This is a genomic window from Nocardioides bruguierae, assembly GCF_023656415.1.
GTDB classification, from domain to species: domain Bacteria; phylum Actinomycetota; class Actinomycetes; order Propionibacteriales; family Nocardioidaceae; genus Nocardioides; species Nocardioides bruguierae.
In genome coordinates this window covers 1-12,811 of record NZ_JAMOIL010000019.1, presented here as the reverse complement: position 1 = coordinate 12,811, position 12,811 = coordinate 1, and the positions used below count along the sequence as shown (strand labels likewise).

At 74.2% G+C, this 12,811-nt stretch carries 9 protein-coding genes; 1 reads left to right on the top strand and 8 read right to left on the bottom strand.

The genetic code is table 11. From position 1 onward, the window contains the following. Positions 1–26: 26 nt before the first annotated feature. The 6 genes from ftsH to dacB all read right to left on the bottom strand — a co-directional run bounded on the left by ftsH (position 27) and on the right by dacB (position 8,161). Positions 27–2,099: an ATP-dependent zinc metalloprotease FtsH gene (ftsH, locus tag M8330_RS14585; RefSeq protein WP_250827936.1), complete on the bottom strand. Its 2,073-nt coding sequence runs from the start codon at positions 2,097–2,099 to the stop codon at positions 27–29. A 146-nt stretch (positions 2,100–2,245) separates the two neighbouring features. Further along, a complete protein-coding gene (gene hpt / locus M8330_RS14580; RefSeq protein ID WP_250054976.1) occupies positions 2,246–2,797 on the bottom strand; it encodes a hypoxanthine phosphoribosyltransferase in 552 nt (183 codons plus the stop codon). A gap of 172 nt (positions 2,798–2,969) precedes the next feature. Further along, positions 2,970–4,172: a carboxypeptidase regulatory-like domain-containing protein gene (locus M8330_RS14575; protein WP_250827935.1), complete on the bottom strand. Its 1,203-nt coding sequence runs from the start codon at positions 4,170–4,172 to the stop codon at positions 2,970–2,972. A gap of 220 nt (positions 4,173–4,392) precedes the next feature. Further along, positions 4,393–5,373 carry a tRNA lysidine(34) synthetase TilS gene (gene tilS / locus M8330_RS14570; RefSeq protein ID WP_250827934.1) on the bottom strand — a complete coding sequence of 327 codons (981 nt, stop codon included), beginning with the start codon at positions 5,371–5,373 and terminating at the stop codon, positions 4,393–4,395. A gap of 1 nt (position 5,374) precedes the next feature. After that, positions 5,375–6,436, bottom strand: coding sequence for an Rv3626c family coenzyme F420 biosynthesis-associated protein (locus M8330_RS14565; RefSeq protein ID WP_250827933.1), 1,062 nt, complete (start codon positions 6,434–6,436; stop codon positions 5,375–5,377). A 108-nt stretch (positions 6,437–6,544) separates the two neighbouring features. Continuing rightward, the gene (gene dacB, locus M8330_RS14560) at positions 6,545–8,161 is read right to left on the bottom strand and encodes a D-alanyl-D-alanine carboxypeptidase/D-alanyl-D-alanine endopeptidase (protein WP_250827932.1); all 1,617 of its coding nucleotides are present in this window, start codon (positions 8,159–8,161) and stop codon (positions 6,545–6,547) included. Positions 8,162–8,329: 168 nt separating this feature from the next. Between dacB and M8330_RS14555 the strand changes: the two genes are divergently transcribed. Next, complete coding sequence (locus M8330_RS14555) at positions 8,330–8,818, top strand: inorganic diphosphatase (RefSeq protein WP_250055119.1); 489 nt, start codon at positions 8,330–8,332, stop codon at positions 8,816–8,818. 97 nt (positions 8,819–8,915) lie between these two features. On the opposite strand, the gene M8330_RS14550 is transcribed toward M8330_RS14555, so the two are convergent. Together M8330_RS14550 and M8330_RS22510 are read right to left on the bottom strand one after the other, a co-directional pair. After that, positions 8,916–10,928: an acyl-CoA dehydrogenase family protein gene (locus M8330_RS14550; RefSeq protein ID WP_250827931.1), complete on the bottom strand. Its 2,013-nt coding sequence runs from the start codon at positions 10,926–10,928 to the stop codon at positions 8,916–8,918. A gap of 121 nt (positions 10,929–11,049) precedes the next feature. Next, a complete protein-coding gene (locus M8330_RS22510; protein ID WP_250827930.1) occupies positions 11,050–12,600 on the bottom strand; it encodes a C40 family peptidase in 1,551 nt (516 codons plus the stop codon). Between the last annotated feature and the right edge of the window lie 211 nt (positions 12,601–12,811).

Sequence of the window (12,811 nt, the reverse complement as noted above, 5' to 3'; positions counted from 1 at the left end):
GGGTCTCCTGCGTGGGGGCGACGCGCTCAGAGCGCGCCGTCGGAGGGGCCGGACGGCGGGGTGGGGCCGCCCGGGAGGCTGCCGGGGCCACCGGGGCCGCCGTGCACGTCGCCGCCCTCGCCCGGGGGCGTGACGACCGCGCCGGCACCCTGCTCGACCTTGCCGTTGCTGTTCGCGCGGTCGCGGATCTCCTGCGGGATCTCCACGGGCGCGATGTCGGAGGGACGGCGGGTCGCCGAGCCGGTCCAGGCCGGGCGCGGCTGACGGCGGCGCAGCGGCTCGAAGACGCGGGCGATCTGCTCCTTGTCCAGCGTCTCCTTGTCGAGCAGCTCGAGGACGAGAGCGTCCAGGACGTCCCGGTTCTCCTCGAGGATGTCGAAGGCCTCCTGGTGGGCGGACGCCAGCAGCTGGGTGGTCTCCGCGTCGACGGCGGCGGCCACCTCCTCGGAGTAGTTCCGGCTGCTGCCCATGTCGCGGCCCAGGAAGGGCTCGGAGTTGGACTCGCCCAGCTTGATCGCGCCGAGGCGCTCGGTCATGCCGTACTGGGTGACCATCGCGCGGGCCACGCTGGTGGCCTTCTCGATGTCGTTGCCCGCGCCCGTGGTCGGGTCGTGGAAGATCAGCTCCTCGGCAGCGCGGCCGCCGAGCATGTAGGCGAGCTGGTCGAGCATCTGGCTGCGCGGCTGGGAGTACCTGTCCGAGTCGGGCAGCACCATCGTGTAGCCGAGCGCGCGGCCGCGCGGCAGGATCGTGATCTTGTGGACCGGGTCGTTGCCCGGCAGCGCCGCCGCGACGAGGGCGTGGCCGCCCTCGTGGTAGGCGGTGATCAGCTTCTCCTTGTCGTTCATCAGCCGGGTCCGGCGCTGCGGGCCCGCGATGACGCGGTCGATCGCCTCGTCCATGGACTCGTTGGTGATGAGCTTGGCGTTGCTGCGCGCGGTCAGCAGGGCCGCCTCGTTCAGCACGTTGGCCAGGTCGGCACCGGTGAAGCCGGGCGTGCGGCGGGCGACGGCCATGAGGTCGACGTCCTCGGCCACGGGCTTCCCGCGGGAGTGGACCTTGAGGATCATGTGGCGGCCGGCGAGGTCGGGGGCGTCGACCTGGATCTGCCGGTCGAAGCGGCCCGGACGCAGCAGCGCGGGGTCGAGCACGTCGGGGCGGTTCGTCGCGGCGATGAGGATGACGCCGCCGCGGACGTCGAAGCCGTCCATCTCGACCAGGAGCTGGTTGAGGGTCTGCTCGCGCTCGTCGTGGCCGCCGCCCATGCCGGCGCCGCGGTGGCGGCCGACGGCGTCGATCTCGTCGATGAAGACGATCGCGGGGGCGTTCTCCTTGGCCTGCTCGAACAGGTCGCGCACGCGGGAGGCACCGACGCCGACGAACATCTCGACGAAGTCGGAGCCGGAGATGGAGTAGAAGGGGACGCCGGCCTCGCCGGCGACCGCGCGGGCCAGCAGCGTCTTGCCGGTGCCCGGAGGGCCGTAGAGCAGCACGCCCTTGGGGATCTTGGCGCCCACGGCCTGGAACTTGGCGGGCTCCTGGAGGAACTCCTTGATCTCGCCGAGCTCCTCGATGGCCTCCTCGGCGCCGGCGACGTCGGAGAACGTCGACTTCGGCATGTCCTTGGAGATCAGCTTCGCCTTGGACTTGGCGAACTGCATGACGCCACGGCCGCCGCCGCCCTGCATGTTGTTGAGCAGCCAGAGGAAGACGAGCAGCAGGATGACGAAGGGCAGGAACGAGACGAGCAGCGAGGTCAGCAGGCTGGGCTCGCTGATCTCGGTGTTGACCTCGTCGATCGTGCCGGCCTCGAACTGCTTGATGGCCTGCTGGTAGATGCGCGACTGGGTGCCGGTGATCCAGTACGTCATCACGTCCGCGCCCTCGGAGCGCACGCCGTCGTCGAGGGTCGCCCGGATCTCCTGGTCGCCGCCGACGAAGGTGATCTCCTTGACGTCACCGTCGGTGATGTAGGAGGTCATCTCCGAGGAGGAGATCTCGTCGCCGCCGCTGCTGGGGGCGAGGAACTGGAGCGCCACGAAGACGCCGATCACCGCGACGACGATCCACAGCCAGGGGCCCTTGAATATGCGCTTCACGTGCTTCTCTCGTTGTGCAGACGTTCCGGATCGACGACGGTACACGCCGACGCTGGGCCCAGTGTCTCAGGCGAGTGGTAGCGGACGAGCGCCCGGACGGGGGAGGAACCCCGCGGTGGGTACGCCGGGGGCTGCCCGGCCGTCCGTCAGGAGTAGACGTGCGGCGCCAGGGTGCCGATGTCGCGCAGGTTGCGGTACTTCTCGTTGAAGTCCAGGCCGTAGCCGACGACGAACTCGTTGGGGATGTCCCAGCCGACGTACTTGACGTTGACGGGCATCTGCAGGGCCTCCGGCTTGCGCAGCAGGGTGCAGATCTCCACCGAGGCAGGGTTGCGGCTCGACAGGTTCGAGGTGAGCCACGACAGCGTGAGGCCGGTGTCGATGATCTCGTCCACGATGACGACGTGGCGCCCGGAGATGTCGGTGTCGAGGTCCTTGAGGATGCGGACGACGCCGCTGGACTGGGTGCCCGAGCCGTAGGAGGAGACGGCCATCCAGTCCATCTCGACGTGCCGGTCGAACGAGCGGGCGAGGTCGGCCATCACCATCACGGCGCCGCGCAGGATGCCGACGACGAGCAGCTCCTCGCCCTCGTAGTCCCGCTCGATCTCGTCGGCCAGCTCGCCCAGCCGCTGCTGGATCTGGGCCTCGGTGAAGAGCACGTTGACGAGGTCGTTCTCCACGTGGGCAGAGTCCATGGGCGGCAGCCTACGGCCCCCGGGTCGGAGCACAGAACCGGGGACGCCTCGGCCCCGCCCACCGGCACGCGAGGTGCCGGCGGACGGGGCCGGAGGTCGGTCCCGACGGACCAGGCTCAGCGGGTCGGGCTCAGCGGGTCGGGCTCAGCGGGTCGGGCTCGGCGGGTCGGACTCAGCGGGTCAGGACGAGGCGGGCGCTCGAGCCCTGGAGGACGAGCCCGGGCTTCGTGCTGCCGCCGTAGACGGCCTTCACCACGACGCGGTCGAGGTCCCGCGGCTTGGGCAGCGTCAGGGTGGCGGCACCGCGCCGCAGCACCACGACCTCGTCGACGTCGAGCGCCGGGGCGACGACGCGCACCTTGCCGGTCGGGGTCGCGCCCTTGGCGGCGACGTCGATGTCCAGCTCGATCTGCTTGCGGGGGCGCAGGCGACCGGGGCCCTCGAGGGAGGTGCGGGTCGGCAGGGTGGTCGTGAGCAGCACGTCCTGGGTGGCGGGGCGACCACCGACGGCCAGCGTGCCGCGCTCGGCCGGGTAGCCGCGCTTGGTGACCTTCCAGGTGTACTTGCCGGCGGCGAGGTCGGCGGACCAGCTGCCGTTGCGCTTGCTCGTGGCGGTGACCTCGGGCGTGGGCGAGTCGTCCGCGCGCGCGGTGAGGACGACGCTCGCGCCGGCGACCTCGCCGAGGCCGTCGCTGACGACGCCGGAGACGCTGCTGCGGCGGTGGACGGTGTAGTCGCCGGGCACGCCGGAGCTGGCCTCGGTGACCTGCACGCCGGTGTCGACGCGCGGGTAGTAGCCGTCGCCGGCGTCCACGACGACCTTGTAGCGGCCGGCGGGCACCTCGAGGTTGAAGAACCCGTCGACGTCGTCGCCGTCGGTGTAGGTCAGCTGGCTGGCGACGGTCTGGCCGCCGGTGACGGCGACGACCGAGGCGTCGAGGAGCGGGTTGCCGACGTCGTCGGTGACGTAGCCGGCGAGGTAGCGGGCGCGGTTGAGGAAGATCGTGACGCCGGTCTTGTTGCCGGTCGTGGTGTCGAAGGTGCGGGTGACGTCGATGTAGTCGGGGTCCTTGACCTCGACCTTGGTGACGCCGGCCGGCACCCACAGCTCGAACCCGTCGGCGCCGTAGCTCAGCGCGGTGGCGACGATCTCGCCGCCCTGCTTGGCGACGATGAAGACGTCGTCGAGGTACTCGAGGGTCTGCGGGTCGACGAGGTAGCCGGAGATCTTGGTGTCCGCGGCGGCGACCTCCGCCTGCGCGGAGGTGACGGAGCCGCCGGCAGCGGTGGCGGAGTGGGTGGTGAACGCGAAGCCACCGACAGCGGTCACCGACACGGCGGTGACGGCGGCCAGGGCACGACGAAGGCGGGTCATGGTTGTCCTCGAGGTCTGGCGCGTACCCAGCATCGGGTAATCGGGGTGCGATCCGGCGCGCGGAATGGTCCGCTCGGAGTATCGGGCGCGCGAGGGGCGCGACTGAGTGAGTTCGTGTTCTTTTACGGCTGTCCCCGGCCAGATGGCCCGTGCGGGTCACCCGGGGTGGCCCGGACGGGCCAGACAGGTGGGTCGGGCGCGGTGGGTCGGGCGCGGTGGGTCAGGAGTCCGCGGGCACCACGCGCAGCACGCCGTCGGCGCGCACGGCGCGCAGGTGCCCGGGCAGGTCGATCCAGCGCTGGCCGGACCAGGCGGTGACGAGGCGCTCGACGGCGAGGACGTGCTCGTGGAACAGCTCCGAGGCCGGCGACCCGGCCGCCAGCGCGAGCCGGCGCAGCACCCGTCGGCGCAGGGCGGGGTGCAGGTCGGCGAGGGCGCCGGCGTCCAGGCCGCCACCGGGGTCCGCGGGGCGCAGCCGCTCCCAGGCCGCGTCGGCCAGGTCGTCGAGGAGGTCGGCGTCGGTGCGCAGCTGGTCGGCGGTGCGGGCGAGCGCGGCGGCGACGCCGGGCCCGAGGTCCTCCTCGAGCAGGGGCAGGACGCGGCGGCGCACCCGCACCCGGGTGTAGCCGGGATCGCTGTTGTGGGGGTCGTCCCAGGCCTCCAGCCCGAGCACCTGGCAGGCCGTGACCGTGTCGTCGCGGGTCACGTCGAGCAGCGGGCGACGGTAGACGTCGAACGCCCGCCGCATCCCCGCCAGCGAGCGTCCGCCGGAGCCGCGGGCCAGGCCCATCAGCACCGTCTCGGCCTGGTCGTCACGCGTGTGCCCCAGGAGGACGGCGGCGGCGCCGGTGTGCTCGGCGACCTGGTCGAGCACGGCGTACCGGGCGCGTCGGGCCGCCGCCTCGGGGCCCAGGCCACCGGGGTCGACGGTGACCCGTGCGGTGAGCGTCTCGTCCGCGCCCAGCGCCGCCAGCTGCTCGACGACGCGGGCGGCCTGGGCGGCCGAGCCCTCCTGGAGGCCGTGGTCGACGGTCGCGCCGACGACCCGGCGGCCGCGCTTCTCCGCGACGGCGGCCGCGGCGAGGGCGAGCGAGTCGGGCCCGCCGGAGCAGGCGACGACGAGGGTGGCGTCCGCGGGCAGGTCGGCGACGCCCTCGCGGACCGCCCGGCGCACCGCCGCGACGCTGGGGTGCAGGCCCACCTCAGCCGTGGACGCGTGCGACCCAGAGGGCCGGGTCGGCGATCTCGTCCCGCGTGGGCAGCGAGGCCGGGCCGGACCAGACGGCGTTGAAGCCGTCCATGCCGACGGTGTCGACCACGTGCCGCACGAAGACGGCGCCGTCGCGGTACTGCGCCATCTTCGCGTCGAGGCCGAGGAAGCGGCGCAGCGCCCGGTCGAGCACGCCGGCGCCCTTGCGGCGCTCGTTGAAGCGGGCGCGGATCGTGTCGACGGTGGGCACGACCTCGGGGCCGACGCCGTCCATCACCACGTCCGCGTGCCCCTCGAGCAGCGACATCACGGCGGTGACGTCGTCCATCACGGCCTTCTGCTCCGGGGTGGCCAGCAGCGACAGCGCGCCGCCGGGGCCGGGCTGGTCGCCGCCACCGCGCTGCTTGAGCGCGGAGGTGACGCGCTTGAGGCCGTCCTCGATGGCCGAGGTGTCCTCGAGGCTGGCGGAGAGCCGCTCGACCAGGCCGAAGAGGTGGTCGCGCATCCACGGGACCGCGGTGAACTGCACGCGGTGGGTCTCCTCGTGCAGGCAGACCCAGAGGCGGAAGTCGCGGGGCGCCACGTCGAGCTCGCGCTCGGTGTGCACGATGTTGGGCGCGACCAGCAGCAGCCGGCCGTGCGGCTCGTGGAAGGGGTCGAACTGGCCGAGCACCTTGCCGGCCAGGAAGCCGAGCAGGCCGCCCACCTCGGTGCCGGTGATCTTCGAGCCCACCGCCAGGCTGAGCCGGCCCGGGGGCTTGCGCTGGGCCAGGCGGCCGGCGACCGGGCCCAGCACGTGCCGGAAGGCGTCGGCGTTGGCCTGCACCCAGCCGGGCCGGTCCACGACCAGCACGGGCGCGGTGTCGCGGCCGCCGTCGAGCCCGGTGTAGGCGCGGACGAGGTCGGTGGCGCGCTCGGCGCCGTTGCGCAGGTCCCCCACGGCCCGGCGGGCCTGGGCGGGGGTGACCGTGGGGCCGTCGCCGGCGAGGCGACCGCCCAGGGAGACCGCGAGGTCCCAGTCGATCATCTCGGGTGACGAGGCCGTGGAGGTCATGGACAGACCCTAGTCAGCGGGCGGTGACGCACCATCCCCCGCAGCGGGGAACGCGCTGTGCACCGCACCGGCGCGCCGGCCACGGCCCACCCCGCGCTCGCCGAGCGCTCAGCCCCCGCAGGCGCAGGCACCCAGCGCGGCGGCGGCACGGTCGAGCGCGTCGCGCGCGGAGAGCTCGTCGACGTCGGCGACGCGGTCGGCCAGGAGCGCGAAGACCAGCGGCGTGCCGTCCGCGTCCAGCGCGACGCCGGCCAGCGAGGTCACGTTGCTGAGGGTGCCGGTCTTGGCGCGGACGTGGCCCACCGCCGCGGCGGGGGCGTCGGCGAACCGGTAGGTGAGCGAGCCGGTGGAGCCCGCGGCGGGCAGCCCGGGGAAGAGCCCGCGCAGCGGGTCGTCCTCGTCGCTGTCGGCCGCGGCAGCGAGCAGGCCCACGAAGGTGCGGGGATCGATGCGGTTGCGCCGCGAGAGCCCCGAGCCGTCCAGCTGGCGGAGCGGCAGCGGCACGTCCAGCGAGGTCAGCACCCGGCGGACCCCGGCCAGCCCGGCCGCGATGGAGCCGGTGCCGCGCGCGGCCAGGCCCACGTGGCGCAGGAGCACCTCGGTCACCTGGTTGTCGCTGACCTGGAGCAGCCGCTCCACCAGCTGGCCCACGGGGGCGCTCTCGACCGAGGCCAGCGTGGCGGCGGCTTGCGTGGAGGTCACCGGCGACGCCGAGCCCACCAGGCGCACCCGCACCTGCCCCGTCCGCGCCTGGGCGGCCAGGGCGTCCCGCAGCGCCGCGGTGAAGACGGTGGCAGCGTCGGTCGCGGGGTCCGTGGAGTAGCCCGAGCCGGTCAGCGACGACCCCTCGTCCACCCACAGGGCCGAGGTCGGGGGCGCCACCTCGCCGCGGTAGCCCAGCGGCCAGGTGGGATTGAAGCCGGGGCCGGAGAAGAGCGTGTCGTCGTACCCGACGCGCAGGGTGCGGCGCGCCGCCGGGGCGTCGGCGAGGTCGCGCACCAGCGTCGCGGCCGTGCGCCGGGCCAGCGTCACCACGTCGGCGCGGGCCGGCCAGGTGTCGTCGTCGACGGGCGACGAGGCCAGCAGCGGGTCACCGCCGCCGACGAGCACGACGCGCCGCCCCTGGAGCACCGTCGTGGTGGAGAACGTGGTGCCGGCGCCGACCAGGCGCAGCGCGGAGGCCGAGGTGAGCAGCTTGGTGGTGGAGGCGGGGATCGCCGCTCCCCCGCGGCTCAGGGCCAGGTCGCCGTCCAGGTCGGCGACGGCCACGGAGACGTGCGGCCCCAGCACGTCGGCGGCCAGCGGCCCGCGCAGGGCCCGGCGGACGGCGGCGGCGTCGACGGGCTGGTCGGTGACCGCCTCGGCGGGCACGGCGGCGGGGGTCGGGGTGGTCAGGCCCAGGGCCGCGGGGGCGGCCACCGCGAGCGGGTCGGTCGGGTCCTCGTCCTGCGAGGCGCCGGGCAGGGAGCCGGTGACGGAGTCGCTCACGGAGTCGAAGGCGTCCTCCGCGGCCCGCCGCAGCGGCTCGGCCACGGGGGCCACGACGGGGTCCGCGACCCCGCTCACGACGACGCCGGTGGCGACCAGGACGAGGGCGAGCGCGGTGAGCCCGACACGGCGCGGCCAGCGGCGGCGCGCACGGGCGTCACGACGGGCGGCACGCGCGGCCCGACGAGCGGTGCGTCGACCGCCGCCCGACGTGTGGCGTGCGTCACTCCGTGGCACCGGGTGCCCCCTCTCTCGCGTGGAGCGGCCATTGTGCGGGACACTGGACCCGGGCCCCGATCCTGGGGCCCGTCGTCTTGTTGACTTGCCGCGGCTGGTCGACTCGAATCTGACCGCAACGACACCCGGGCACCGAGGCTCGGGATCAACGGAGGAGTAGCGCGCGTGCTGGAGTTCGACGTCCTGGTGGAGATCCCCAAGGGGGAGCGCAACAAGTACGAGGTCGACCACGAGAGCGGGCGCCTGCGGCTGGACCGCACGCTGTTCACCTCGACCCAGTACCCCGCCGACTACGGCTACATCGAGGAGACCCTCGGTCAGGACGGCGACCCGCTGGACGCGCTGGTCATCCTCCAGCAGCCGACCTTCCCCGGCTGCCTGATCAAGTGCCGCGCGATCGGCATGTTCCGCATGACCGACGAGGCCGGCGGCGACGACAAGGTGCTGTGCGTGCCGTCCTCGGACCCGCGCCTGGCCCACCTCCAGGACATCGGCGACGTCTCCGACTTCGACCGCCTGGAGATCCAGCACTTCTTCGAGGTCTACAAGGACCTCGAGCCCGGCAAGTCCGTCGAGGGCGCCGACTGGGTCGACCGTGCCGCCGCCGAGGCCGAGATCCACGCCTCCTTCGACCGGCACAAGGCCGAGGGTCACTGACCGCTCGCCCCACCCGTGCACGACGGCCCCGGACCAGCAGGTCCGGGGCCGTCGTCCGTCCCGAGGGCGCTCCTCCGGCCGGGGGTCCGCGTGGGGCTCAGCCGAGCAGCGCCTCGGCGCGCAGCACCTCGCGCGGCACCGCGAAGGCGTCGACGAGGTCGACGGCGACGGGCCGCAGGCGGGCGCACAGCGTCTCGACCTCGCGGGTGATCGCCTTGGAGCGGGCGACGGTGAGCCGGCCGTGCTCGAGGAACCAGGCGCGGTCGGACTCGATGCCCGCGAGCGCGTGCAGGTCGCACAGCGCGGCCAGGGCGTCGCGGACGGGGCCGGCCGGCTGCGCCCGCACCTTCGCCACGAACGCCTCGAGCACGAGCCGCTCCACGTGGGCGCGGGCCGCCGCGATGACGTGGGCCTGGACGCGGGAGAACACCGCACCCGCCTTCTCGCCCCGGTCGATGCCCCGCTTGAGTCGGCGCGCCACGCCGCTGACCAGGTGCTCCTCACGGAAGCGGTACATGGCCAGGTGGTACTCGGGGTCGGCGATCCGGGCCTCGCTGGACCAGTCGTCGCCACCGGGCAGCAGGTCACGCACCCGCTCCAGCAGCGCGTGCGCGCCGGTCTTCTCCACGACCGTCTCGACCGCCAGGCCGGTGACCATGCGCACGAGCCCGAACTGGTCCAGGTCCTCGAAGGACGAGGCGTAGTCGGTGAGCAGGCCCTTGGCCACGAGCTGCAGCAGCACGTGGTTGTCGCCCTCGAAGGTGGTGAACACGTCCGTGTCGGCCTTGAGCGCGGCGAACCGGTTCTCGGCGAGGTAGCCGGCTCCGCCGCAGGCCTCCCGGCACTCCTGGATGACGTCGGTGGCCAGCCAGGTGGCGAGCGCCTTGGTGCCGGCGGCCCGGGACTCCAGCTCGCGCTGGGCGTGGTCGTCCACCTCGGTGCCGGAGCCGCCGTTGCGGGCGGTGGAGACCTCGTGCAGCCGCTCGACCAGCACCTCCTGGGCCGCCGAGAGCGCGTAGGTGCGGGCGACCCGCGGGAGCAGGCGGCGCTGGTGCATCCCGTAGTCGAGCAGCACCTGCTCCTCGCCGTCCCCGGTGTCGAACTGGCGCCGGTGGTCGCCGTAGCGCACGGCGATGGTGAGGGCGGCCTTCGCGGCGCTCACGCCCGCCCCGCCGACCGAGACGCGGCCCTGGACGAGCGTGCCGAGCATCGTGAAGAAGCGGCGGTTCGGGTTGGCGATGGTGCTGGTGTAGCGGCCCTCGTCGGTGATCTCGGCGAACCGGTCGAGCAGGTTGCCGCGGGGCACGCGCACCTGGTCGAAGGCGATGCGGCCGTTGTCGACGCCGTTGAGGCCCAGCTTGGGGCCGTCGTCGGTGAGCGTGACGCCCGGCGCCGGCTCGCCGTCCACCCGGATCGGCACCAGCACCGCGTGCACGCCGTGCTCCTCGCCGTCCACGACGAGCTGGGCGAAGACAGCCGCCATCGTGCCGTGGGCCGCGGCGTTGCCGATGTAGTCCTTGGTGGCCGAGGCCTCAGGGGTGTGCACGACGATCTCGTCGGTGGCCGGGTCGTAGGTGGCGGTGGTGCCGAGCGCCTGGACGTTGGAGCCGTGACCGGTCTCGGTCATCGCGAAGCAGCCCAGCAGCCGACCCTCGACGATGTCGCGCAGGTAGGCGTCGTGGTGGGCCTTCGTGCCGAGCTGGAGCACCGCGCCGCCGAAGAGGCCGAACTGCACGCCGGCCTTGACCATGAGCGACAGGTCGCCCATCGCCAGCGTCTCGAAGGCCGCGATCGAGGCGCCGACGTCCCCGCCCCCGCCGTGGGAGGTCGGGAAGCCGAGCCCGGTCTGGCCGGTCGCGGCCAGCTCGAGGAGCACGTCCTTGACGCGCTCGCGGTACTCGGCGCGGGTGAGGTCGTCCGCGGAGGCGATCAGCTCCGCCTCCAGGGGCAGCTGGGCGCGCACGTCGCGGCGCACCTGGGCCCAGCGGCCGTCGAGCGCCGCGGTCATCTCCGCGACGTCGAAGGGGGCGACCCCGGCCGGCGCAGGGGCGGGGGCGCCCTCGTCGGGGCGCGAGGCGGACGGGGCGGGAGTCTCCACGTGCGTGGCCATGTGAGCCAGGCTACTCCCGAGTAGCAAAGGGCGGAACCACCCGGTGGACGGGTGTGCTCACCGTCCCGCGGGCCTCCCCGGACGGGGACGGCCCAGCCGGGACGGGTCAGGGACGGCCGGGTCAGGGACGGCCGGCGAAGTTCGGGAGGGTCCACTCGTACATGGAGACCTCCTTGACGACGTCGCCGGTGCGCGGGGCGTGGATCATCATCCCGTTCCCCGAGTAGATCGCCACGTGGTAGATCGACGACGGGTCGGAGCTGGTGCCCCAGAACAGCAGGTCGCCCGGCTCCAGCGCGCTCATGCTGACCGGCGTGGTGGCCTCGTACTGCGCCACCGAGTAGTGCGGCAGCGAGACGCCCGCCTGGGCCCAGGCCATCATCGTCAGGCCGGAGCAGTCCCAGGAGTCCGGCCCGGCCGCAGCCCACACGTAGGGCTCGCCGAACTGCGCGCGGGCGTAGGCCAGGACGGCGGAGACGCCGCCGGCCGACGGCACGGTGCTGCTGCCACCGCTCGAGCCCGAGGACCCCGACGACCCCGACGACCCCGAGGAGCCGGAGGAGCCCGACGAGCTCGACCCCCCGGAGGACGACGAGGACGAGGAAGAAGAGGACGAGGAGGATGAGGACGAGGCCGCGGCCTGCTGCCGCGCCTCGCGACGGGCCTCGCGACGGGCCTCGCGACGCGCCTCCCGGCGGGCCTGGGCCCGCGCGGCGGCCTCGGCCTGCGCAGCGGCCTCCGCGGCAGCCTGGCGTGCGGCGCGGCGGGCCTCGGCGCGGGCGGCGGCCTCGAGGGCCTCCTGGCGCTGGCGGGCCATCCGGACGCTGGTCTCCTGGAGCACCGCGAGCTGGGCGATGAGCGCGTCGCGGCGCTGGGCGACGGAGGCGGTCTCGGCGGCCGCGGCGTCCTGGGCAGCCTGCGCCTCGACCTTGGCCTCGCGGGCCTTCGCCTCGAGCCGCTCGGCCTTCTCGGCGGCCTCCTCGGCCTGGTCGGAGGCGACGTCGGCGAGGGTGGAGGTGGCGGTGATCTGCTGGACGCGGCGGTCCATCGCGTCCTGCGCCTCCTGCACGGTGGCCATGGCGGCCAGGAGCCCGTCCAGCCCCGCGGTGGCCGCGGAGCCGTCGGTCTCGGCGCTGCTGTCCGCCGCCGCGTCCGCGCCGGCGATGGCGCCGAGGGCGGAGAGCTGCGGGCCCATCTGGTAGCTGGCGACCACGACGTCGGCGTAGGCCGAGCGGCGGTCCTCGAGCGTGGCGGCCGCGTCGTCGGCGTGCTGCTGGGCGGCGCGGGCGGCCTTGCGGGCCTGCTGCGCCTCGTAGCGGGCCCCGTTGTAGGCCTCGGCCGCCTGCGCCGCGGCGACCTGCGCCTGCTCCAGTCGCTGGGCGGCCACGGCCAGCTCGGCGCGCACGGAGGCGACGTCGGCCTCGCCCTGCTGCACGGCCTGGCGGGCACGCTGCACGTCGGTGCGGCTGGGGTAGTCGTCGCTGTCCCGGGCCGACGCGGGGGCCGCGCCGGCACCCAGCACGGCGGCGAGCGCCAGGGAGCCCGTGAGGGCGGCGGCGGTGGTGCGGGCGGACAGCGTCCGCCCGGCCACGCCTCGGCGGGCGGCACGTGCGGCCGAGGGGCGCACGGGTCGCCGTCCGAGGCGGGCGGGGCGGCTCTGGGGGCTGATCACGTCCGTCACGGTAGGGAACTTTCGTCACATCCGAAACATCTGACGCAATCTTTTTGCGAAACGTCGGCGTGTCGGCTTGACGACTACACCGATGTAATTCACTCGGGACCACCGTGAGGTGTCCGGAATGCAGGACCGGGGGGCCCCCCCAGGGGGGGGGGGGGGCGCCCATGCAGGGGGGGGGGGGGGGGAGGGGCGGGCGGGCCGGGGG

What these genes read in the sequence shown, in the direction of transcription:
- hpt (WP_250054976.1), bottom strand. Translation starts at nt 2,797, where the DNA reads ATGGACTCTGCCCACGTGGAGAACGACCTCGTCAACGTGCTCTTCACC.
- M8330_RS14575 (WP_250827935.1), bottom strand. Translation starts at nt 4,172, where the DNA reads ATGACCCGCCTTCGTCGTGCCCTGGCCGCCGTCACCGCCGTGTCGGTG.
- M8330_RS14565 (WP_250827933.1), bottom strand. Translation starts at nt 6,436, where the DNA reads ATGACCTCCACGGCCTCGTCACCCGAGATGATCGACTGGGACCTCGCG.
- M8330_RS14550 (WP_250827931.1), bottom strand. Translation starts at nt 10,928, where the DNA reads ATGGCCACGCACGTGGAGACTCCCGCCCCGTCCGCCTCGCGCCCCGAC.